The following is a 21986-nucleotide window of genomic DNA, read 5'->3' on the forward strand; positions in this document are numbered from 1 at the left end:
AAAAGTCAAGTGTAAAACTAAAAAAATAATTTACTAAAGGGTGTTTAAATTGGAATTTAAAGAGAAAATTAAGTTATTTCGAACGTTACATGATCAAAACAATCCATTAATGCTTCCAAATGCATGGGATGCATCAAGTGCTAAGATTTTTGAGAGAAACGATTTTCAAGCGATTGGGACTACTAGTGCTGGTATCGCAGCAACCTTAGGTTATCCAGATGGCGAGAAGATTCCTTTAGAGTTAATGTTAAATTCCATTAGTAATATCTCGAAAAATATCAAACTTCCTGTTTCAGCTGATATTGAAGGAGGATATGCCGCTAATATTTTTGATTTACGAAAAATATTAAATGAGTTAGAAAAATTTGAAGTGGTAGGTATAAATATAGAGGATGGGAGAGGTACGTATTTAAGAGAAATTAATGAGCAAAAGGTCATTTTAGACTTTATTAAAGCTTATTCGCCTCATCTTTTCATAAATGCAAGAATTGATAGTTTTTGGCTAGATATTGGCGATTTAAAAGATCGTATTAAGGATGTAATCGTTCGTGCAGAAGAATATAAAAAATCCGGAGCAGATTGTATTTTTATTCCTGGAGTTAAGGATATTGAGACAATAAAAGTACTTAGAGAAAATATAGAGTTACCTATAAATTTGCTTCAAAGTGAAAACTTAAATTCCATGCAAAACATAAAGACACTAAAAATTGAGAGAGTGAGTCTTGGATCTTCAGCTTTTAGGAATATTCTAACAAACCTTGATAAGATAAGCAGCACCTTTAAACAGGGGAAATTATTACATTCAAATGGAAACTTAACCTATCAAGACTTAAACTTGCTTATGGATTGATTTTTTACAGGTGAATAAACTACTAAAAATAGTTATTTCTATAATTTTCAAAAAAAAGTTTCTCAACCTGAAACTATCAGACTATTATGTAATTTCTCTTTTTTGTGTGTTATGCTAGATTTATCAAATGTAGGAGGTGATTACATATGATCGTTAAAGTAAAAAAAGCTTCTAAAAAAGTAGTTGCTGCTAATGCACTTACTAATGTACCAGGTTAAGTCATTAAGAAGAACCGGATTTCCGGTTCTTCTTAATTTTTTAATTAATCAATTAATTAAGGAGATGTTATAAAATGAAACCAAAATTTAAAGAAACTATCCCTTATTTTTTCCTAAATAAAGAAATTCAAATTGGTGAAGAAGAAGGTTTAGCAGGTATAATTCCAGACCCTACTGGTAGCATCTCATTTCTAATAAATAAATTAGATGGCCAGAGAAACATTCCAAACATCGTTCAAGAAGTACAAAAAGAATTTCCTGATATTAGTTCAAATGAAATTATTGAGGCTATAAAAGTTTTAGGAAATGAAGGTTATTTAGAAGATAATTCAATTGTACCAGAACTCAATGATTACACCTTAGAAAGATATAAAGCGAATATAAATTATTTTTCACTATTCACGAAATTCGGAGAAGATAAATATAAAATTCAAGAAAAGATTTTAGAAACGCCTATTGCACTTCTTGGTGTAGGAGGACTTGGAACACAAGTACTGTATCATTTGGCAGCATTAGGATTTCATAATATAAAAGCTCTGGACTTTGATAATATTGAATTAAGTAATTTTAATAGACAGTTGCTTTATTCGGAATCAGATATAGGGAATAGTAAGGTTGAAATGGCTAAAAAGCGAATATCCCAATTCAACCCTAATGTGGATCTTCAAATTATAAATAAGAAAATAGAGTCACCTCAAGATGTGATTGAACATATTGAAGGAACTGAGCTTGTGATATGTGTTGCAGATAAGCCAACATTACATATTGCAAACTGGGTAAACGAAGGTGTGGTTAAATGTAATCTGCCAATGGTTTATGGTGGAGTATTAAATACTCGTGGTAGATTCTTTTCTATGATTCCTTCTAAGACAGGTTGTGTACAATGTCACATTAATTATGCAAGACAATTAAACGATAAACAAGACGAGCAATTAGAAGCTATGAATAACATGGAGTTTACTAGAAACAATGCTGCTATAAGTCCAAACGTAGCTATTGTAGCTGGAACAATTGTTAATGAAGCATTAAAAATTTTAACGCAGATTGCACAACCTATTTCTTTAGGGAAAGTTATGGAAGTGGACTTTTTAACCCTAGAAACTAATACTGTTTCTTCGTGGGAAAAAATGTTAGATTGTCCTCTCTGTGGTCAAGTAGTTAAAAGTGAAGTGAAGTTAAAAGTGAAGTGAAGTGATTTGATATGCTACCTAAAGTTTTTTTAAATAAGAATTATGTAATACTTTTTTCTGGGATGACAATAAGTAAATTAGGAATGTGGTTCTTCACTATAGCAATTCCATTAATTGTTTATGATTTAACCCATTCTCCAAGTAAAATGGCCTTCGTACTAGCATTAGAGCTTGGAGCCCAAGTTATTTTTAGTTTAATAGGTGGGGCATTAGCAGACCAAATGTCTAAAAAGAAGATAATGATAATAGGAGACTATGCTTCAGCGCTTTTTGTACTCGTAGTTCCTATACTTTTTTTAAGTGGTTATAACAGCATAATAGTTATATATATTGCCGCTTTTACCTTATCTGCTTTAGCAGCTTTTCATCATCCTAGTTTTGAATCTGCAGTTCCTGAAATCTTATCTAAAGAGGATCTTATTCAAGGTAACTCATTCTTTAGACTAAGCGAAACGATTATCACATTCTTGGGACCTGCCGTAGCGGGGATTGCAATAGCGCTTTTTGGGAATTCGAATGTTTTATTAATAACAAGTGTGGCCTTCTTTTTATCAGGAACAATATTTTTATTTTTAAAATTTAGAGATTTTGCTGAAGAAGAGAAGAAACGCCCTGAATTAGTAAAACCTATTGTTGAAGGACTAAGATATGTCTTTGGAACGAAAATTATCTTAGTTGGTTCTCTAGTTATTTTTGGTATTAATATAGGATTTGGAGCTGTAGAATCTCTTTTTATGTATTACTTGAAAGATTATCTAGGCTTGAGTCCTATAAATATTGGATTAATTTTTTCATTACAGGCAATTGGACCAATTTTGGCTGTTTATTTTGCAAGTAAATTTAAACATATTCCAAGAGGAAATGTTATTATTTATTCAGGGATTGTTATAGGACTTGCCCAGATGCTCCTGTACTTCTCTCAATTCAGCTTAGTAATTTTAGTATTCTGTCAAATTTTTATTAAAGGATCAGTTACTTTATTAGCTATTAATTGGTTTACATTGCGACAAGAGACTGTACCTAGCAAGTTGCTCGGAAGAGTTATCAGTTCTACTAGAATGGTAGCATTTTTAGCTTTACCTTTTAGTGCTATGATAGCTGGCTTTTTGGCTGAGTCAATAAATGTTTTGTCAATCTTCTTAGTTGCAGGTGCTTTCGCGATAGTATCATCAATCGTAGGTGTAAGTCTTGGTTTATTTGATAGAAAAAGATTAGATAAGATTCAAAATGATACAGCATTGTAATTAGTTAAGTGTAAAGGGAGTTATTTTATGAACAAAATTGAACTAATAATTATGAATTCTAATGAAGTACGCCGGAGAAGTTTAAATTTATGGAGTTCTATTCCCAGTGAGGTTTTATTTCATAGGGCTGATTCATCTTCAATGACTATATTAGAACAAGTACGGCATGTTTTAGAAGCTGAATATTTATATCTTGAAATTTTAAAGACTAGAAAAAGTTTGCCCTATAGCGATGATGAACCAAATCCTTTTAATACACGCGATTTTACAACCATTCAAGATGAGGTTGATTTTGCAAAACCTTATCGAAAAAATTTCTTAGATTTTATAATGGGATTAAATGAGGAAGATCTTGAAAATATAAAAATAGATCGCTCAGATGTAGGATATACTAGAAACCTTGGAGATATGTTAATGAGAATGGCGTATCATGAAGCCGTACATACAGGGCAATTATTAAGAGATATGAGGGCTTTAGGTTTAAAAAGACCTCATCTATGGGATTAAATTAAAAATGGTTATCCGTTAGCATTCTAAATAAATGTTTCTATTTCTGACGAGTTATACATGTTAAAATATATAACATGAGTATGTAGGGGGAAGAGTTATGAGCACTGAAGAGTTTTTAACAGATATTCATGAGCACACTCCGAGTTATAGACAGATAAAAATGGAAGCGTTGAGAAGATTTCCTAATGAACGTTTGCAAGTTATTGAATATATATAAGAAAATGCAAGTTTATACGATTATTTAATATGTTTGTTAGATATAACACAGAATGCTCTGGTGAATGAATCTGTACGCAAATCGGAAGGCGAGTTAAAGAAGTATGAGTTTACAGCAAGTGAATTAGAAATGTTGTTTAGTGGATTCTATGTTGCAGTTAGGCAATTGCCTGAGAACATTGGACCTAAAATTTATGAAGCTATTCGATGCAAAAGTGAAGACGTATTATTGAAGTGTTTAGAAGAATCAATAAGAGGGTCTGAAGAAAAGAAAAAAGAAAAAAGAAAAAAGCGGATTTTAACATTGAAATTTATCGTACAAAGAATTGACACTTAAATCCCTCACAAACGTTACAGAAAGATATAAGACCTAAGTTGAAAGAAAAGTAAAAGGTCAATGGATATAGTTATATTGTGCAGTTGATTCAGAGGGTAATACAATTGATTTTTATCTAAGTAAATCAAGAGATAAACCAGCAGTCAAGCGCTTTTTCAAGAAAGCCTTGGCTTTTTCGCATGTTTCTAAACCTCGTGTGATAACAGTAGATAAGAACCCTGCCTATCCTGTAGAGATTCAAGTCATTTAAAACAGCAATCTCTATATTGAGTGGTGTCGAATCTATGCATATGATAAAAAACGGGCAACTTGTTTTACCGGACAAGTCTGTCCAAAATCAGAAAGAATTTATTCCTAAATGGTTTGGCTTAGCTTCATAAGATAGAAATGAAGAGAAAATTGCTATTCTATGTTTTCAACTAACATTTTTGCACCAGAACCGAATCTTCAACGAATTTACTATGTAACATGGCTAACACCTGCATCCTATTATTAAACGGTGTTCCAAATGCACTAACAATTAAGCTAATACCAGTTGCTAATGCTCCAACTACTAATTTCTTGAACATAATAAATCCCCCTTAATATTTTTTATAACTTGCACCTTAAATATATCACTTTTCTTATTTTGTAAATGTTTTGAATTTGTAGAAAATTTTATTTGAATCTTATTAATATTGGTAATTCATTTTATTAAGTGGAAAATAGAGGGATTTTTATAGGTATGTAAAAATACATAATAAATGAACCGAATATTATGATATACTCTCAAAGAGCTGATACAAAACTTCTTTAGATTGGAAAACTAAAGTCTTATCTACCCAATTGTGGGGGCGCCTTATGGCGTCTTTTTTTTATAAGAAACCTCCAAGCATTCATACACTTGAGGGTTTATCAATTGAAAGGTAGGGCTGTTTGGAGTTCCTTAAATTAAGAACAAAGCAGGATTATTCCTAAACCAATTAATAGAGCTGCAGCAAACGCTGGAATTGGCACAGGGATCTCGATACTTTCTACAACTAAGAAGTATTGTCCACTTACTACTTTAAAACAAACTAATTGCATTAATTAAGAGTTTTAGTGCACTACTCCTTGGAAGTTGATCTTGTAGCGCTCTTTCTCGTAATTCACTATGTTTTCTAAAGAAAATAGTGAAAGGCAAGGCGATGAATACATTTACAAAATGACAAAACTGTAAGAATACACGAATGTTTGTAAGAAAGTTCGATGTTTTCCTTTTTCTTTTTTTATTATAGTGAAAAAGAAGGACGAAATATTCTCTTATGTAGGAAAGGAAGATAATAATGATTGATCTATTAAATAAATGGATGTTAGAAAGTACAGGCAATTTCAATATCGTTGTAGGAATTACAGCACTTCTATTTTTGGGTTCAGTAATTGCACTTATTATTATTTACAAAAAAATTGGTAAACCAGATGAAAGCACAAATGCTATTTATTTAAAAATTACTTCTCGTATGTTTACTACTCAAATTCTAATGAATGCTATATTTATTTCTTTAGTTGGTAAAGATATTGAGAATTTCCGTCAAATCTTTATATTATTTGAAGCTTTTGTATTTTTTATTGGAGCTATTTATTCGTTTAAATTATATAGACAGGAATATAAATAATTTACTTGCAAGAAACAATAAAAAAACTGCACCCCAATTGTTAGACACAGTCTAACAATTGGAGGTGTAGTTTTTTTATGACTAAATTTACTTCAGAAGACAAAATGAATGCAGTAATACATTATCAAGATGGAAGTGAGAGTATAAAAGATATTGCGAAATCATTGGGAGCGAATCACGAAGTGGTTCGCATGTGGATAAAACAATTTGAATATCATGGAATCCGGGCCTTTGAAAAAGGCTATACAACGTATTCTGCACAGTATAAACTAGACGTACTAAATTATATGTTCGAAAATGGGACGTCTCCAAACGAAACGGCAGTCATTTTTAATATTTCTTCACCTGGACTTATTAGAAAATGGCGTATTCAGCTACATCAAAAAGGAGTAGACGCCCTTAAATCGAAGAAAAAGGGGCGTCAATCTATGACTAAGGACAATCAAAAATCAATTAAGAAACAAACACAAACAGAAGAGTCAGTAGAAACATTACAAGCTGAATTGGAGCGTTTGCGTATGGAGAATGCTTATTTAAAAAAGTTGAATGCCTTAGTTCAAAACAAGGAAAAATCACCAAACAAGATAAGGCGCAAGTAATCTATGAACTAAGGAAAGCATTTCCGGTGCAGGCACTTTTAAAATTAGCAGAACTCCCACGAAGTACATATTATTACTGGATACAGAATTCTAATCGACCAGATAAAGATAAAGAGCTAAAGATCCTTAATTCAAAACATTTACGATGAACACCAAGGTCGTTATGGATATCGCCGTATTCGCGATGAGTTAATGAACCAAGGACACAAAATCAACCATAAAAAAGTTCAACGAATTATGAAAGAGTTAGGTTTAAAGAGTCTAGTTCGTATGAAAAAATATCGCTCGTATAAAGGACAAGTAGGTAAGATTGCGCCAAATATTTTAGAACGTAATTTTAAAGCTGAAAAGCCGAACGAAAAATGGGTTACAGACATAACAGAATTTAAATTATGTGGCGAGAAGCTCTACTTATCACCGATGTTAGATCTATTTAATGGAGAGATAATCGCTTATACAATTGATTCAAGACCAACCTATTCACTTGTATCGAAGATGTTGGAGAAGTCTTTTCAACAATTGACAGAAGAAGACGAACTCCTTATTCACTCTGATCAAGGCTGGCATTATCAAATGAAGAAGTATCGTCACGCCCTAAAGGAACGCAAGATTACGCAAAGTATATCTCGTAAAGGGAACTGTTACGATAATGCGGTTATTGAAAGTTTCTTTGGTATTATGAAAACTGAATTTCTTTATCTAAAAGATTTTGAAAGCATAGAACACTTTAAACAAGAATTTGAAAAATATATCGATTATTATAATCACAAAAGAATTAAGGCAAAACTAAAAGGCATGAGTCCGGTACAATATCGAACTCATGCCCTAAAGGCTGCCTAATGAAACGACCTGTCTAACTTTATGGGGTCAGTTCAGGGATGGGATTGAGTTTTGAGGGACTGCCTTTTGGTGGTCTTTTTTGCATAAAATCTTGTAAAGCAAGAAAAAGTAGAATATTAATATTCTAATATTCAATAGAAAGATAAAGTGTTTAAAAGTTCAAAATAATACATTATAATCTATTTAGTAAAATTAACCAAAATATATTTTGCTTATTATGTATTAAAGGGGAAATGAAAATGGCTGGACAAATTCGTATGTCACCAGAGGAGCTTAAATCAAAAGCGGCTCAATATGGACAAGGTGCAAATCAAATTGAGGACATTTTAAGTCAACTACAAAACTTGCAAAATGAATTAAGAGGAGAATGGGAAGGTCGTGCTTTCGAAGGTTTTGATCAACAGTTCAATGAATTAAAGCCAAAAGTACAAAACTTTGCACAGCTATTACAAGAAATTAATATGCAGCTGAATAAAACTGCAGAAGCTGTTGCTTCTCATGATGAAGAATTATCACGTAATTTCGGTTTGAAATAAAAATTGTCATACTCTATATAACAAGCATTTCAAATGAGCCATACAGCTTATATTGTATGGCTCATTTGATTGCATGCCTAGAGCGAGTGATATTGATAGGGATATATATTTTATGAGATTTCTTTGATGCGTTTGGAAAACTTATAGAAAGGGTTTGAAAGAATGGGACAATTTCAAAGTAATTTACAAACAGCAACGCAAATTGCTACGAAAATGGAATCAGCCTCTGATAGGATTCAAAGTGTAACAACTCGTTCTATAACAAAGGCGACGCGTACAACATTATCTGTTAACTTCAAAGCACAAGAAGCGAATCAACAAATATTAGACTTGACGAAACAATTTTCCGCTGCCTTTCAACAAGCGGTTGATAATATTCATTCGGTATCTAATGAATTTGAGAGAATGGATAACGAACTTCACAATACTTTTCGCTAATGTGACAACCTACGTAAAGTAAAATAGTAGGAGGAAAAAGATGAGTCAAGATATTGAAAAACAAATTAATCAAGTAAATCAAAAGTTACGAAGTGTATTTGAAGAACAAGACCGAAATCAATCTGCGATTCAAGCTCAAGAACAAGCGGAAGCAGATTTTTATGAATGTAGAAGTCGAAATCGTCGTTTGTTTGATCGAATTTTAGGAACTTGGCATGGTGATAGAGAAATGTCCCAGTTTTTTATGAATACGTATCAAGATGCACAACATATTGAACGAAAAGTCACATTTGAATTGGAAAACAAAAAAGAAACGTTGCTTAAAGAAAGACGAGACCTTAATGATTTAGAAAACGCCCTTTCCTATCAACAACAACAATTAACAAGGGAGGTCAATGCATGAGTTTAAATATGTATTTGGGAGAGGTACGAAGCCAAACTCAAAGCATGAATGCTGTATGTACCGCTACTATTCAAGGTATGGAACAAGCCATTCAGTCGATTGACGCTTTTGCAGTTGATACTGTTTTACAAGGGCAAACATATAGTAGTGCAAAAGCATTTTTTGTACAAACCTTTCGACCTTTGGCACAAGGAATCATTTATTTGTGTGAAGAATTAATCCGTCAAAATGATGCTTTTCCAAGTGACTTTCAATCACAGGTAGCTCAGGCAGATGTAATTGAACACGAGATATTAGAACAAATTCGGGAAATTGACCGAATGAAAACAAGTATGGAAGCTGTCAATCAAGCTATGCCAATGCCGGGTATGGATGCCATGGTAAATCTTTTTATTGTTATGAGGAAAAAACTGCAAGAAAAGCTGGATCATTTGTATCAATTCAATCAGACCTCTAGTAATAATTATAGTACAGCAATTCAATTAGCAGCGAGTATTGCTGCAGGTCTTGCGGAAGTCCAAAGTGGGAAAGGGTTTAGTCCTGCAAGTGGTACATTTAGTATGCAAGGGTTGAATATGGAATGGACAACTTCAATTCAAGCGATTACAGAAGAGAGGGCACGACAAGCTGCCAATTCAATTGAAGAAGGTGAAATGTGTGGTAAGCTACCAGAAAAATCTACTGGTGAAAAAATATGGGACGGTATTGTAGATGGTACGGGACAAGCAGTTAGCGATACAATAGACGGAATAAAAGCTTTAGGAGATTGGGAAACGTGGGAAAACATGGGGAACGCTGCTTTGCACCCTATTGATACCCTTAGTACGATGTATAATGCATTGTCAGATTCATTTATTAATGATGTAATAAATGGAGATGCTGAAAGTCGTGCTAAATGGGGAAGTTATGCTTTAACACAAGTTGGATTAGGACTTATTGGTGATAAAGGATTAAGTAAAGTATCGAAGGTAGCAACTACTGCAAATCTAACAAAATTCTCAGAAGGTATTTCGTCTGTTTCGAATCATTTACCATTGAAAGAACGATTTGCATTCGCAGGTACTAGTGGCTTTGGTAGCAATCAGATAAAAACATTTGAAGTTTTACAAGAAGCCCGTGATACATTTATGTTTTCTGAAACTGGTGGAAGAAGTAGAGTTAAAGGTGTACAAGAAGTAATAAAAGATTATGCGGATAAAGTTCTTGATAGAGTTGAAGTGAAAAATGAGTATCCTGATTCGTATACAGCATCTAAAATATTACGTGAAGAACTTAAGGATGCAGGGATTGAACCACCCCCATATTCTAATGCAGCACATCATCTAACACCTTGGAATGATAGTAGGGCAGAAAAGGCACAAAAATTATTAAAGGAATTTGGGATAGACCATGATTCGGCGGCTAATGGAGTATTTTTACCTTATAAAGTTAATAAATACGTGACTACTGAAGTCTTACACATAGGAAAGCATAGTTCAGAGTATATACTTGAAGTAGAGAGAGTATTAAGTCTTGTTAAGAAACGGGGCGGTACTCAAGAAGATGCTGTTGACGCCTTACATGATATAAGAGAACGTTTATTGAATGGTGAATTAAAATTAAATAAACCGAAGAAAGAGTAATCTTATAATAGAAAAATAACAAAGGAGAGTAAAAATGAAAATTTGGGAATTAAAGAGTTCATTTGATGACTATGAATCCTTTCAACTATTGAACTTAGAAGAAGATTCTAAAAAGTATTTTGAAGGGAAAATTGACTCGGCAGTAAAAGCATCTGATTCATGGGGAGAAATACGTATTAAATGTGTAGAAGAAGGAAATCAAAGTGATTTGCCTCATTTTTGGGGAGAAGTTGGTACGCCAATGGTTAGTGGGAAAGCTAAAAAATTTTTAGAGTCTATACTTGGTGATAATGTAGAATTTCTTCCCCTAATTCATGATGTGACGGGAGAAGTGTATTATATAATTAACGTTTTAAATGCACTAGATGCTATTAACTATGAGAAAGCTATACTAAAGAAACTACGTTCTGGCTTAGTAATAGATTTCAAAAAATACGCATTCTTACCTAATATGGTTAAGAACCAAACAATATTTAAAGTTTACTTAAATGAAATATTACATATTCCTTCCGTTTTTGTATCAGATGAATTTAGAAATACAGTGTTAGAAAGTGATTTAAAAGGTTTTGAATTTATCGAGGTATGGGATTCAGAAGCAAACATGTAAAAGAAAGTCCTAAAATAATTGATAGGAGTTAGTGACATGGATGTAAAGGATTTAAAAATTCTAAGAATGTTAAACAATTATGAGGGAAATGAAAAAGAAATTTTTGAACTGATTCAAGCTGAAGCAATGGTGAAATTTATATGTGGAAAAATATGGTTTTAGAAATTGAAAAAATAGAGAAAAGTTTTAATGATAAACTGAATACACCAGCAACAGATAGTGAAGTTCAGAAATTAAGAGAACGCATGAAAGAGAGTTATAATGTTGACCTACCGAGTGAATATGAGGAGTTTCTTAAAACTGTAAATGGATTAGATTTTAACGGGCTAGTACTTTATGGAGTTGACTCTTATTTGTTAGATACAGAAAGGGACGAATCAATTTGCGGGCTTATAGAAACCAATGAGATTTGGTATGAAAATGAATTTCAAAAAGAGTATCTTTTCTTTGGCGATTCAAATATTGCGTGGTTTTGTAAGAGCTTATCAGACGGTACTTATTTAGAACTTGATAAACCATCTGGTACGGTAATGAACACATATAATGATTTTAATACAATGCTTGAGGAAGCGTTAAAAATAACCCTTCTTTAATAGGGGGTATTAAAAATTATGTTTAATTTTTTAAAAGAATATGTTGTAGCAGACAGAAGTGTCCGTTCTAAACAAAAACCTATTTTCTATCCTATATATCAAGATGAGATAGATGAGGCAGAAAGCTTATTACAAATGGAACTTCCAAAAGAACTGAAACGCTTTTATCAAGAAATAGGTTGTGGTTTTTTTAAGTCTGATACAAGAACGTTTTTCAACAGATTTATGGACCCGATTTCAGTTGCAGATTTCCGTTTAAGGCAAGATATTTATGAATATAATCCAAACCTAGATGATGATTCATTAGTGTTTTTTGAAGTAACAGAACTTAACTTTTTAACAATTAAATTTAAAGAGGAAAATGAATTAGGTCAATGTCCTACTTACTCTGAAGATGAGAAAATAGCGGATTCTTTAGAAGAATTTTTAATTAAAATGGATGAAAATCCTGACTATTATATTTAATCTTTTTAAGACTTGCATTAAGGTGTAGCATTTGAAAAATATCTAATCATGAGTAAAAAAGCTTATGTATAACCTGCATAAGCTTTTTTAATGTCCATAATAGGTAAAAAGTATCAAAAACATTCACCATTAAATCACTTGAAAGTTTAAAGCGACTCCTAAATTAGAAAATCATATTAAAAATATAGATCCCTCTGTTCCAAGAAGGAGAGGGAGAGGGAGAGGTATTGATGGAGCACACAACAGTGAAGAGTTCTTTAAAAACAATATTAAAAATAGTCAGTGAATCACCTTCAAAAATTCTAGGTGTAAAAACAGTAGAATACAATATGCCTAAGTTAAATATGGATGGCACCCCTACAGGAGAGTATGGAAATAAAGTATTCACAAACAACATTTATGATCCTAAAATTATAAGTGATAAGGAATTTATTAACCGTGGAATTGAAGCAGCTAATGACGCTAAATTAAAAACCAGTGATGGAGTTCTTTCGAGAGAAGGGGCGGGTGTTGACGGTAAAGAAATAACTTGGAGAGGATACCATAAAGGTGGAGAAATCTCTTCTTTTTTTCCAGAATAAATTAAAGATATACGAGGAGAGATATGTATGCAAAGAGAATTTAGATTAAAAGATGAGGATTTACTAGATTTAACCCATTTTCCTATACAAGCAGTGTTTAATATGGTAGATGATGAAAGATTTTTAAAGGTAATCAATTCAGTTTGTGAAGGAGTAGGATTTGGAGAGGAATATGGCGCATGTACTTTTCCAGGAGATTTGGATGAGTATGATATTGCCAATGGAGATTCATTTGAAGGGGTAGAATTTGTATTATACAGTGGTGATGAGGTAATAATTAATTATCAAACACTTTATCATTATTTTAAAAAAATGTGCGAGGGTTATTCAAAAAAGTATCCAAACACAATTAAGAGATTAGAAGACAGTCTTAACAAATTTATTGAATTATACAATATTAATAGGTAGAGACTATTTATAACTTATCCAAAATCATTATAAAAGGTAGAATGTTTCATGATTAGAATTGATTATATGCTAATATTCAATAAAAAGATTTGATGTTTGAAAATTCGCGACAAAATCTCGTAATATGTTTAGTAAAATTAACCGATTCATATTTTACTCATTATGTATTAAAGGGGAAATGAAAAAAACTTGGTCAACAGTAGCGGGGTGGTTTAATTCACATGAAAAAAAATACAGATTTTAATAAAAAAGCTTTTGAATATTATATGGCTCTTTATGCTGTAAATGAAATAAGAGTCCACGTAATTGTTCTTGTCCTTTTGGGGGCAGACGTGTTTGTTCTTTTGCCTGCATTCGCGAATCCTTTTCAATTACTCTATGTATATATAGTAACTCCTCCAGTTGTTTTTTTAAATTTGTGGGCGATATGGATTGCTATCAATCCTCGGAAACGACAATTACAATACACTCTATTTCGAGGAGTATATGGCACCATATGTTCAGTCGGATTATTGGTTATAACTCAAAAATATGCTTATGAAGTGTTACAATTACAAACTCCCATCTATTTTATTCTTTCATTTGGTTTGTATAGTTTCGCTTTGTATCATTTTTATAAAAATCATATTGAAAAACTTCAGGAACCAAGAAAAAAATCAAAATCATCGAAAGAAACTGGTGGTGTAAAAGTAGCAGCTATTGCAGCGGGATTGGGGCAGTTAATTGCTAATATAATTCTTAGCATTGCAACACAACAGATGGGGGCAATTGTATTTATGTCTGCATGCACAGTGTTTTCGTTTGCTTTGTTTTATATGATTATAGAACTCCATAAGTATTATTATTTACGTAAGCATATAGAAGATGGAGGGAAAATATGTATAGGCTTTTAAAGAGGATTTGTTGCATTTCAAGTGTATAATTGCATTCTTCTTATGGAAGCCATTCACGAGGCTTATAGCAATAAAAGATGTATAAGTGGAAGATTATATTCTGGTAAAACATCTGAAGGAATGGAAATTAGGTTTGTTCTTATTGATGATAAGATTATAGCTGTTTATCCCGTGTATTAAAGAATGTGAGGTACTCAAAAATGAAAGTAACTAATCAGCCCATAGTTAAAAATGTAAGAAAATATAGAGGTAATTGCTAAGAAGCACTCCCCCTAAGTTTCAGATGAAATTAAATAATCGACTATTTATGCTTTAATATTTATATGTACAAAATTGGGATAATTAGGGATTTACATTTAATATGTTTTAAGAAAGGGGAATGTTTTTTATATGGAAACTCCAGAAAATCAATTTAAACGTGCACTTAATCCTTGGTTCTCCATTTGGATAAAACCACGTGATACAATGAAAGAAATTTTTATATCCAAACCTAAGAATGTGTTTTTACTCATTTTACTAGGCTCATTCGTACAGACTTTAGATCGAGCATCTTCTAAAAATGTGGGGGATTCAATAAGTAGTCCAGTTTCAATAATCTCAATGGTTATATTCGGTACCTTCGTTGCTTTCTTAATTTATTATTTTTTGCTACCAGCGTTATTTAATTGGGTGGCAAAAAAACTTGGTGGACAAGGTATATTTGAAAAAACACGTTACTCAGTTGCCTATTCTTATATCCCTTACGTTTATTCTCTTATATTAGTTTGGGTGCCTTCATTTTTCTTGTTTGGGATAGAAAACTTTACGAGTGAGACACCGGAAATGGATAGTAGCATAACTTTAACGATTTTGTTTCTTATTTTTGCCATAATTGATATAGTTATTGGAATTTGGACAATCATTATTTCCTTAAAATGTTTAGGGGAAGCACACCAATTTTCAGCATGGAAAGCATTATTAACAATAATAATATCCTTTATGATTATCATTCTTCCTTTAGTAATAATAGTATTTCTTATAGTAGGGGTTACAATCTTTTAATAATTTATTTGCTTTTTATTTATCCAAACGTTTTCTACTTGCTGTTAGTAATTGTTACAGGGTGAACAGCCACATGATTCGGATGTTCCACTTGGCGAAGCGTATGACCTTTATGATCAAATTGATCGCTCGTTACGGCCTGTTTTTCTTATTATCAGTGTTAACAGGAATTTGTGAAGGAAAACTTGAAAATCAAAATATTAAACCATTAAAATCTTAGGGTAGCTGAGTAGATTGTCCTTGTTTGTCCCTTATTTTCCAATTGGAGGCTAATTATTACCAATTGGTTCTGTAGCTCTTATAGAAGAAATTAATCAACCTCTTATGATTTATGGAAGAAAGCAACAACAAGCTGATAATAAATTATGCGATTATGTTTCTTGTCCATATCCTCATGGTAATTTATCAAAAGAATATAATGTGTTTTTTAATCATAATCAAATAATTCATTTATTATTTAAGGGTTTCGAAACAGAGGATGAATTAGAATTAAGAAGTAAATTATCTGAGTTTTAGTGGAAATGGAGAAAATATAATATGGTTTTAGGAATTTCATATTCTGATATTTTTCGTATCATAATTATTGTTTTGGTTTTTTTCATTTTTTGGAGATTGAATACTTGGTATAATAAAAAATATAATGTTCCTAAGGTTTTTCAATGGTTTCCTAGAAGATGGGGAAAAAGAAAAGTTTCAGAGCATTTGTCTCAACTAGATAAAAAGTTAGAAGCTGAAGGTAAAGGTATCTGGGTTACAATCTATGCTATAGATTTGTACATTGTAACTATTCCTTGTACAGTAAAAAAATATAAATCTTAATACATATATGTTTATAAAAAAAGACCTTTTATTTTAAAATAAAAGGTCTTTTTTATGATGATTGAAATAGTAATTTTAAGTGAATTAAATTTGAAATGTATCAAGAATATTATCTTTTTCTTCTTTATTAATTCCAATATATTTCAGGGGGATGTGTGGTGTGCTATGGTTAAGAATTTCTTGTAACATAGCAACATCTTTTGTTTGTTTATAGAACCAATAGCCGAAGGTTTTTCGCATGGTGTGAGTACCAATGGATTCTACATTGGCAAAATCTCCGGCTTTTTGCAATTATCGATAATACGTGTTTTTTCGTCATACAAAAACCCCTACATATAAGTAGAGGTTTTTAAATTATATATGAATGAATTATGCTTTTTATATAAAGCAAATCGAGTTCAGATAAACGAAGAACATAGAATACATAATTTTAACTAGATTTATTACTAGCTAGTGTATCCCCACCACCAAGCTCCGCCTCAATCTGCGAAGTCTTCGATGACTCATCCATACGCCAATACGTAATAAAGCTGATTGCAATACATCCAGCTACGTAGAAGTAGAATAGTGATTCCATTCCGATACTCTTTAGCCATAATGCGATGAACTCAGCTGTTCCACCGAATATCGCAACTGTTAGTGCATATGGTAAACCTACGCCAAGTGCGCGAATTTCAGTTGGGAAGAGTTCGGCTTTTACAATTGCGTTAATTGATGTGTAACCAGTAACGATAATGAGGCCGACCATCATGAGTAAAAATGCTACGATTGGTTCTGTCGTTTTTTCCATGAAGAAGAAGATCGGTGCTGTTAGTAACGTTCCGAGAATACCGAAAGCCATTAATAGTGGACGGCGTCCGATTTTATCGGATAGTAGTCCTGCAATCGGTTGAAGTACGACGAATATAAGTAGTGCGACAAAGTTAATCCAGCTTACAACTTCTTTCGGAAGGCCGACTGTGTTTACCATGAACTTTTGTAAATATGTTGTGTACGTATAAAATGCGACAGTGCCGCCTAATGTTAGGCCGACTACTGTTAATACAGCTTTCGGATGTTTCATAAGAGCGCTAATGGTTCCTGCGCTTTCGCGTTTTTGTGATTTTATGTTTGAGAATTGCTCCGACTCATCCATCGTGCGGCGAAGCCATAATACAGCTACTGCGCCCATTGCTCCAATAATGAACGGAATACGCCATCCCCAAGCTTTCATATCTGGTTCGCTTAGTAATTGTTGAAGAACAATTTGAACGCCTAACGCAACCATTTGTCCAGCAACGAGCGTTACATATTGAAAACTTGAATAAAAACCACGGCGGCCACTACTAGCCATTTCAGATAAATATGTTGCGGAAGTCCCATACTCTCCGCCAAGTGATAATCCTTGTAATAAACGGGCAAGAACTAAGATGATCGGCGCCATAATCCCAATGCTTTCGTAACTAGGTGTACAGGCGATAATTAAAGAACCACCGGCCATAACCGTAATGGAAAGAGTTAATGCTGCCCGGCGTCCGTGCCGATCTGCATATCGTCCCATTAGCAAACTGCCGATAGGGCGCATTAAAAATCCAACTGCGAAAATAGCTGCTGTGTTCAGTAATTGACTCGTTGGATCACCTTTAGGAAAGAACTCTGCTGAAAAATAAACAGCAAAAGCAGAGTAAACGTACCAGTCGTACCATTCAATTAAATTGCCGACAGAACCTTTAAAGATATTGCCGGCGACTCGGTTAGATTTTGCTTGAGCCATACTAATTCCTCCTCTTGCTTAGTAATAAAAGGTATATACGAAAGCGTGTTCATTGTATTTGAATTGTACTGTTCTTTATTTTAAATCTCAATATTATGACAATTTTATTCTTTTTGTACTTTATGTACATGGATATTTTTAATAGTTGCTTCATTTTCAGTTTTGTCATAATAATAGAAAAAGGAGATTGATAGTTTTGAATATTTTATCAAAGGATATGAAATATGAAGAAATCACGCAAAGTATCATTGCAAACGAAAATAGTAAGCTTAATTATTACGTTAATTTTATTTGTCGTTCTCCTATTAGCAGGAATATTTGTTTACATTCAGTCCGTTGATACGAAACGTCAAGTGGAACAGCTAGCACTGCAAACGGCTAAATCTCTTTCTTTTATGCCAGCTATAAAAGATGCTTTTCAATATAACGAACATAAAAGTAGCATTCAATCCATTGCGGAACAAGTTCGTGAGCAAGCTGGTGCGGATTATGTAATTGTGGAAGATCGCTATGGGGTTATGTATTCCCATTCTAATTCTGAGTTGATTGGAACAAAGAGTAACAACCCGTATAACTATGAGGCACTCACTTTTGGAGGGTACTATACGCTTGAAGGAAATGGTGAAAGTGGTCTAGCCTTAATGGCAAAGGCACCTATTATTGTTCATAACGAAGACTACGATCAAGTAGTAGGCGTTGTAACAGTAGAGTTTTCAATAAAAGGTATCGAATATAACATATTAAGCAGAACGAAAGAAATTATCCTCTTTTCCTTAGGTGTATTACTAGCTGGAATCATTGGTGGCATTCTTTTAGCACGTAGTATTCGTAAAGATACACTCGGTTTAGAGCCGAATGAAATCGCAGCGCTATACCGGGAACGAAGTGCAATACTACTATCTATAAAAGAAAGAATTATCGCCATTGATCAAAATGGCCTTATCACGATGATGAACACCTCGGCAGAAGAAATGCTGCATGTACATGATGATTATATGCAGCGGCACATTTCAAAAGTTTTACCAGAATTTCATATGGAGAGAGTACTAGAAAACGATCAAGAAATCGCGTTTCAAGATAAAGTGTTTATTTTAAATAGGACACCAATACTCGAAAATAACAGTACGGTAGGCGTTGTATGTAGTTTTAGAGATAAAACAGAACTGCAAAACTTAGTGAACACAATATCTGAGGTAAGAAAGTATTCAGAGGACTTACGTGCTCAAACGCATGAATTTACAAATAAACTTTTTGTTTTATCAGGATTACTTCAGTTAGGGCATTACAAAGAAGCGATTGAATTTATCCAGCAAGAATCTAATATTCATCAAAGCCAAAATCATATTTTATTCCATCAAATTCTTGATGCAAAAGTACAAGCTATTTTATTGGGGAAAATCGGAACAGCGTCTGAGAAGAAAATTGATTTTCATATTGAAGGTGATAGTGCGCTTCAACCGTTACCAGATCATATAAAAGTTTCGCACCTTATTACGATCCTTGGAAACATAATCGACAATGCATTTGATGCGGTGAATGAACGAGAGGAAAAGAATGTTTCCTTCTTTGTTACGGATATTGGGCACGACATTGTGTTTGAAGTAATAGATAGTGGAGCAGGGATACCAGTTGAAAAAATCACGACCATTTTTCAAAAAGGATTTTCAACGAAAGGAAATGAGCGTGGTTACGGGCTAGCGAACGTAAAAGAAATGGTAGAACTACTCCAGGGAACAATTGAAATTCAAAACGAGAAAAACGGGGGAGCGATTTTTACAATTTACCTTCCGAAAACATTGAAAGAAAGTACATGACAAACAGGGGGGATGGGCATATGTTGAAGGTTGCAATTGCAGAAGATGATTTCCGCGTCGAGCAAATTCAGGAAGAGTTTTTATCAAAAATAAAAGACGTAAAAGTGATTGGAAAAGCATTGAACGCGAAAGAAACGATGGAATTACTACAAAGGGAAGAAATCGATTTACTTCTATTAGATAATTATTTACCAGATGGGATCGGTACGGACTTATTGCCGAAAATCCATGCAGCCTTTCCAAACGTTGACGTTATTATGGTTACTGCGGCAAATGAAAACCATATGCTAGAAAAAGCAATTCGAAACGGCGTAAGTAACTACCTTATAAAACCGGTCACGTTAGAAAAATTCGTTCGCACCATTGAAGACTATAAAAGAAAGAAGCAACTATTACATAGTAACAATGAAGTGAATCAAGCACTTATCGATAACTTCTTCGGCATTTCGCAAACACAAGACATAAAAAACTTACCGACAGGTGTGGACCCGTTAACACTACAAAAAGTGAAAGGGATTATAAAAGGATTCGAAGAGGGCATTACAATAGAAGAAATGGGAGAACAAATGGGGGCCTCCAGAACAACCGCAAGAAGATATTTAGAATACTTAGTAGCGACAAACGAATGCACAGTAGATTACACATACGGCATTATCGGACGACCAGAACGAAAATATCGAATAGGACGAGGACTATGAAGAAGCGATTATTACTATGTATATGGATCATGACAGGAGTAATAGCTGGTTGTTCCTCGGAAAAATCCCATACGAATACAGTGAACATCGACAAAGTAGAAATCGTTGCGCCGAACGTTCAAGGAGCAGGCTGGGACTTAACAGCGCGGGCGATGCAAAAAACGCTCACAGAAGAAAAAATCTTCACAAAACCAATCACAGTCACAAATAAAGTAGGCGGCAGCGGTGATGTCGGATGGAAATATACGAAACAAAAAGGCGGTCACGTACTGGCGATTAACTCAAGCTTACTCATAACGAACAACCTACTAGGCCACAGTAAACTAACATATAAAGACTTCACGCTGCTCGCGACACTCGCATCGGACTGGGAAGTTGTTGTCGTATCAAAAGAATCAAACATAGAAAACGCAAATCAACTAATGGAACAACTAAAACAAGACAAGAAAAACTTCAAAATCGGCGTTGCACCAGGCCTAGGAAACGACGATCACCTATCATTCGTACAAGTAAGCAAAGCATTCGGCATAAAACCTGCCGAACTACAATTCTTCGTCTACGAAAACAAAGAAAAAATCATAAACGCCCTAACGAACAAACAAATCAGCGCCGCAACCATGACCCTATCCGAAGCCGAAAAACAATACAAAGCCAGCAAAATAAAAATACTAGCCGTATCCGCACCAAAACGGCTAGACCGACTACCAGAAATCCCAACATGGAAAGAACAAGGGATCGACGTCATCTTCCAGCACTGGAAAGGAATTATGGGACCGAAAGATATGACAGAGGAAGAGGTTGCTTATTGGGATAGTGTGATTAAGAGGATGGTTGAGAGTGATAGTTGGAAGGGGATTTTGAGGGAGCGGGGTTGGAATTCTTATTATAAGGATAGTGGGGAGAGTAGGTTGTTGTTGGAGCAATGTGATTTTAGGTATGAGGAAATGCTGAAAAAAGAGAATTAAGAGGGAAGTATTCAATCGGGCTTTATTTTTGTAGTTACTTCTATATAATATAAAAGAGATGAGAGTGTTAGGCTAATGACATTAAAAGGGCTAGATAGGGTTAGATAAAATCTAGCTTACTGATTAAAAATATATTAGTCGTTAAAAGATATACAAGGCATTTTTCAGTCTATAAAGTGTGGAAACATAAAGTATAGAGTTTCTGTGAGATTTAAGGAGGACATAATGAAAAAAAATATTTATGTTGTTGGAGCAGTAATTGTCCAAGATGAGAAAATTTTATGTGCACAAAGAGGGCCATCTAAATCGCTACCTCTTATGTGGGAATTTCCAGGTGGGAAAATAGAAGAGGGAGAAACACCTCAAGAGGCGTTAAAGCGTGAAATTGATGAAGAAATGCATTGTAGCGTGCAGATTGGTGAGCAAATTGATTATACAGCCTATGAGTATGATTTTGGTATTGTTCATTTGAAAACTTTCTATTGTAAACTTGTTGAAGGAAGTCCGGTTCTAACTGAGCACGTAGCAATTAAATGGTTATATCCGAATGAACTAGCAGCTTTAGAATGGGCACCTGCGGATATCCCAACTATTGAGAAATTATCAAAAGAATCGCTTGTAAAGTAATTTGATTAAAAACTATTCGTTTTATGCGGATAGTTTTTTTATTGTAATAAATTTGCACTTTAAATCAGTGAGTAATACAATTAGT

General features: G+C 33.6%; 28 protein-coding genes and 5 pseudogenes. 28 read left to right on the plus strand and 5 right to left on the minus strand.

Annotation, left to right across the window (positions count from 1 at the left end):
* Window positions 1–40 precede the first annotated feature (40 nt).
* From NZ044_RS04870 to NZ044_RS04895, 6 genes and pseudogenes are all read left to right on the plus strand, one after another.
* Window positions 41–850 carry an isocitrate lyase/PEP mutase family protein gene (locus tag NZ044_RS04870; RefSeq protein WP_253262804.1) on the plus strand — a complete coding sequence of 270 codons (810 nt, stop codon included), beginning with the start codon at window positions 41–43 and terminating at the stop codon, window positions 848–850.
* Window positions 851–1142: 292 nt separating this feature from the next.
* Window positions 1143–2258 (plus strand): HesA/MoeB/ThiF family protein, encoded by a 1116-nt coding sequence (locus tag NZ044_RS04875; protein ID WP_000802789.1) that lies wholly within the window; start codon window positions 1143–1145, stop codon window positions 2256–2258.
* Window positions 2259–2269: 11 nt separating this feature from the next.
* Window positions 2270–3502, plus strand: a complete 1233-nt coding sequence (locus NZ044_RS04880; RefSeq protein WP_000937089.1) for an MFS transporter — start codon at window positions 2270–2272, stop codon at window positions 3500–3502.
* 27 nt (window positions 3503–3529) lie between these two features.
* Entirely contained in the window at window positions 3530–4009 is a 480-nt protein-coding gene (locus tag NZ044_RS04885; protein WP_001033111.1) for a DinB family protein, read from the plus strand.
* Window positions 4010–4262: 253 nt separating this feature from the next.
* The gene (locus tag NZ044_RS04890) at window positions 4263–4565 is read left to right on the plus strand and encodes a hypothetical protein (protein WP_002082978.1); all 303 of its coding nucleotides are present in this window, start codon (window positions 4263–4265) and stop codon (window positions 4563–4565) included.
* A gap of 46 nt (window positions 4566–4611) precedes the next feature.
* Window positions 4612–4945 (plus strand): annotated as a pseudogene (locus tag NZ044_RS04895) (DDE-type integrase/transposase/recombinase); the annotation flags it as partial.
* A gap of 39 nt (window positions 4946–4984) precedes the next feature.
* Here NZ044_RS04895 and NZ044_RS04900 read toward each other — a convergent pair.
* The 3 genes and pseudogenes from NZ044_RS04900 to NZ044_RS30800 form a co-directional block, all read right to left on the minus strand.
* Window positions 4985–5134 carry a hypothetical protein gene (locus NZ044_RS04900; RefSeq protein WP_000473828.1) on the minus strand — a complete coding sequence of 50 codons (150 nt, stop codon included), beginning with the start codon at window positions 5132–5134 and terminating at the stop codon, window positions 4985–4987.
* A gap of 361 nt (window positions 5135–5495) precedes the next feature.
* Window positions 5496–5630 carry a hypothetical protein gene (locus tag NZ044_RS04905; RefSeq protein WP_001177699.1) on the minus strand — a complete coding sequence of 45 codons (135 nt, stop codon included), beginning with the start codon at window positions 5628–5630 and terminating at the stop codon, window positions 5496–5498.
* A pseudogene (locus tag NZ044_RS30800) lies at window positions 5614–5730 on the minus strand (transposase); the annotation flags it as partial. The pseudogene NZ044_RS30800 and the gene NZ044_RS04905, both read right to left, overlap by 17 nt.
* A 139-nt stretch (window positions 5731–5869) precedes the next feature.
* On the opposite strand from NZ044_RS30800, the gene NZ044_RS04910 reads away from it, so the two are divergent.
* The 18 genes and pseudogenes from NZ044_RS04910 to NZ044_RS04995 all read left to right on the plus strand — a co-directional run bounded on the left by NZ044_RS04910 (window position 5870) and on the right by NZ044_RS04995 (window position 16044).
* Window positions 5870–6199, plus strand: coding sequence for a hypothetical protein (locus NZ044_RS04910; protein WP_000566275.1), 330 nt, complete (start codon window positions 5870–5872; stop codon window positions 6197–6199).
* A 77-nt stretch (window positions 6200–6276) separates the two neighbouring features.
* Window positions 6277–7638, plus strand: a pseudogene (locus tag NZ044_RS04915) (IS3 family transposase).
* A gap of 26 nt (window positions 7639–7664) precedes the next feature.
* Window positions 7665–7766, plus strand: a pseudogene (locus tag NZ044_RS04920) (ornithine cyclodeaminase); the annotation flags it as partial.
* 111 nt (window positions 7767–7877) lie between these two features.
* Window positions 7878–8174: a WXG100 family type VII secretion target gene (locus tag NZ044_RS04925; RefSeq protein WP_086413382.1), complete on the plus strand. Its 297-nt coding sequence runs from the start codon at window positions 7878–7880 to the stop codon at window positions 8172–8174.
* Window positions 8175–8336: 162 nt separating this feature from the next.
* Window positions 8337–8612 (plus strand): TIGR04197 family type VII secretion effector, encoded by a 276-nt coding sequence (locus NZ044_RS04930; protein ID WP_086413383.1) that lies wholly within the window; start codon window positions 8337–8339, stop codon window positions 8610–8612.
* 40 nt (window positions 8613–8652) lie between these two features.
* Window positions 8653–9015, plus strand: a complete 363-nt coding sequence (locus NZ044_RS04935; protein WP_000076127.1) for a DUF3958 family protein — start codon at window positions 8653–8655, stop codon at window positions 9013–9015.
* Window positions 9012–10637 carry an AHH domain-containing protein gene (locus NZ044_RS04940; RefSeq protein ID WP_086413384.1) on the plus strand — a complete coding sequence of 542 codons (1626 nt, stop codon included), beginning with the start codon at window positions 9012–9014 and terminating at the stop codon, window positions 10635–10637. Before NZ044_RS04935 ends, NZ044_RS04940 begins: the two co-directional genes overlap by 4 nt.
* Window positions 10638–10671: 34 nt before the next feature.
* Entirely contained in the window at window positions 10672–11244 is a 573-nt protein-coding gene (locus NZ044_RS04945) for an imm11 family protein (protein WP_000707085.1), read from the plus strand.
* Window positions 11245–11280: 36 nt separating this feature from the next.
* A complete protein-coding gene (locus NZ044_RS04950) occupies window positions 11281–11406 on the plus strand; it encodes a hypothetical protein (RefSeq protein WP_000382634.1) in 126 nt (41 codons plus the stop codon).
* Window positions 11385–11837 (plus strand): YrhA family protein, encoded by a 453-nt coding sequence (locus NZ044_RS04955; RefSeq protein WP_000265805.1) that lies wholly within the window; start codon window positions 11385–11387, stop codon window positions 11835–11837. The genes NZ044_RS04950 and NZ044_RS04955 overlap by 22 nt, the downstream gene beginning before the upstream one ends.
* An 18-nt stretch (window positions 11838–11855) precedes the next feature.
* The gene (locus NZ044_RS04960) at window positions 11856–12302 is read left to right on the plus strand and encodes an SMI1/KNR4 family protein (protein WP_000481679.1); all 447 of its coding nucleotides are present in this window, start codon (window positions 11856–11858) and stop codon (window positions 12300–12302) included.
* 230 nt (window positions 12303–12532) lie between these two features.
* The gene (locus tag NZ044_RS04965; protein ID WP_001999206.1) at window positions 12533–12883 is read left to right on the plus strand and encodes a CdiA family toxin C-terminal domain-containing protein; all 351 of its coding nucleotides are present in this window, start codon (window positions 12533–12535) and stop codon (window positions 12881–12883) included.
* A gap of 27 nt (window positions 12884–12910) precedes the next feature.
* Window positions 12911–13291, plus strand: a complete 381-nt coding sequence (gene cdiI, locus NZ044_RS04970) for a ribonuclease toxin immunity protein CdiI (RefSeq protein WP_001188530.1) — start codon at window positions 12911–12913, stop codon at window positions 13289–13291.
* A gap of 221 nt (window positions 13292–13512) precedes the next feature.
* Entirely contained in the window at window positions 13513–14184 is a 672-nt protein-coding gene (locus NZ044_RS04975; protein ID WP_340949592.1) for a hypothetical protein, read from the plus strand.
* Between the two features lie 390 nt (window positions 14185–14574).
* Window positions 14575–15225 carry a Yip1 family protein gene (locus NZ044_RS04980; RefSeq protein ID WP_118961911.1) on the plus strand — a complete coding sequence of 217 codons (651 nt, stop codon included), beginning with the start codon at window positions 14575–14577 and terminating at the stop codon, window positions 15223–15225.
* A gap of 73 nt (window positions 15226–15298) precedes the next feature.
* The gene (locus tag NZ044_RS04985; RefSeq protein ID WP_000620647.1) at window positions 15299–15445 is read left to right on the plus strand and encodes a hypothetical protein; all 147 of its coding nucleotides are present in this window, start codon (window positions 15299–15301) and stop codon (window positions 15443–15445) included.
* 104 nt (window positions 15446–15549) lie between these two features.
* Window positions 15550–15741, plus strand: coding sequence for a DUF4176 domain-containing protein (locus tag NZ044_RS04990; protein WP_000639126.1), 192 nt, complete (start codon window positions 15550–15552; stop codon window positions 15739–15741).
* 21 nt (window positions 15742–15762) lie between these two features.
* Complete coding sequence (locus NZ044_RS04995; protein ID WP_000242739.1) at window positions 15763–16044, plus strand: hypothetical protein; 282 nt, start codon at window positions 15763–15765, stop codon at window positions 16042–16044.
* Between the two features lie 84 nt (window positions 16045–16128).
* Here NZ044_RS04995 and NZ044_RS05000 read toward each other — a convergent pair.
* Both NZ044_RS05000 and NZ044_RS05005 read right to left on the minus strand, forming a co-directional pair.
* A pseudogene (locus NZ044_RS05000) lies at window positions 16129–16335 on the minus strand (tyrosine-type recombinase/integrase); the annotation flags it as partial.
* 139 nt (window positions 16336–16474) lie between these two features.
* Window positions 16475–17797: an MFS transporter gene (locus tag NZ044_RS05005; RefSeq protein ID WP_000035836.1), complete on the minus strand. Its 1323-nt coding sequence runs from the start codon at window positions 17795–17797 to the stop codon at window positions 16475–16477.
* 224 nt (window positions 17798–18021) lie between these two features.
* Between NZ044_RS05005 and NZ044_RS05010 the strand changes: the two genes are divergently transcribed.
* From NZ044_RS05010 to NZ044_RS05025, 4 genes are all read left to right on the plus strand, one after another.
* Window positions 18022–19611, plus strand: a complete 1590-nt coding sequence (locus tag NZ044_RS05010; protein ID WP_098506693.1) for an ATP-binding protein — start codon at window positions 18022–18024, stop codon at window positions 19609–19611.
* A gap of 20 nt (window positions 19612–19631) precedes the next feature.
* Window positions 19632–20309 carry a response regulator gene (locus tag NZ044_RS05015; RefSeq protein WP_098506692.1) on the plus strand — a complete coding sequence of 226 codons (678 nt, stop codon included), beginning with the start codon at window positions 19632–19634 and terminating at the stop codon, window positions 20307–20309.
* Window positions 20306–21274: a tripartite tricarboxylate transporter substrate binding protein gene (locus NZ044_RS05020; RefSeq protein ID WP_000746639.1), complete on the plus strand. Its 969-nt coding sequence runs from the start codon at window positions 20306–20308 to the stop codon at window positions 21272–21274. Before NZ044_RS05015 ends, NZ044_RS05020 begins: the two co-directional genes overlap by 4 nt.
* A 225-nt stretch (window positions 21275–21499) precedes the next feature.
* On the plus strand, window positions 21500–21901 hold the full coding sequence (locus NZ044_RS05025) for a (deoxy)nucleoside triphosphate pyrophosphohydrolase (protein WP_000739609.1): 402 nt from the start codon (window positions 21500–21502) through the stop codon (window positions 21899–21901).
* Window positions 21902–21986: the final 85 nt, after the last annotated feature.

Source organism: Bacillus sp. FSL K6-1338 (assembly GCF_038006965.1).
Classification (GTDB): Bacteria; Bacillota; Bacilli; order Bacillales; family Bacillaceae_G; genus Bacillus_A; species Bacillus_A thuringiensis_S.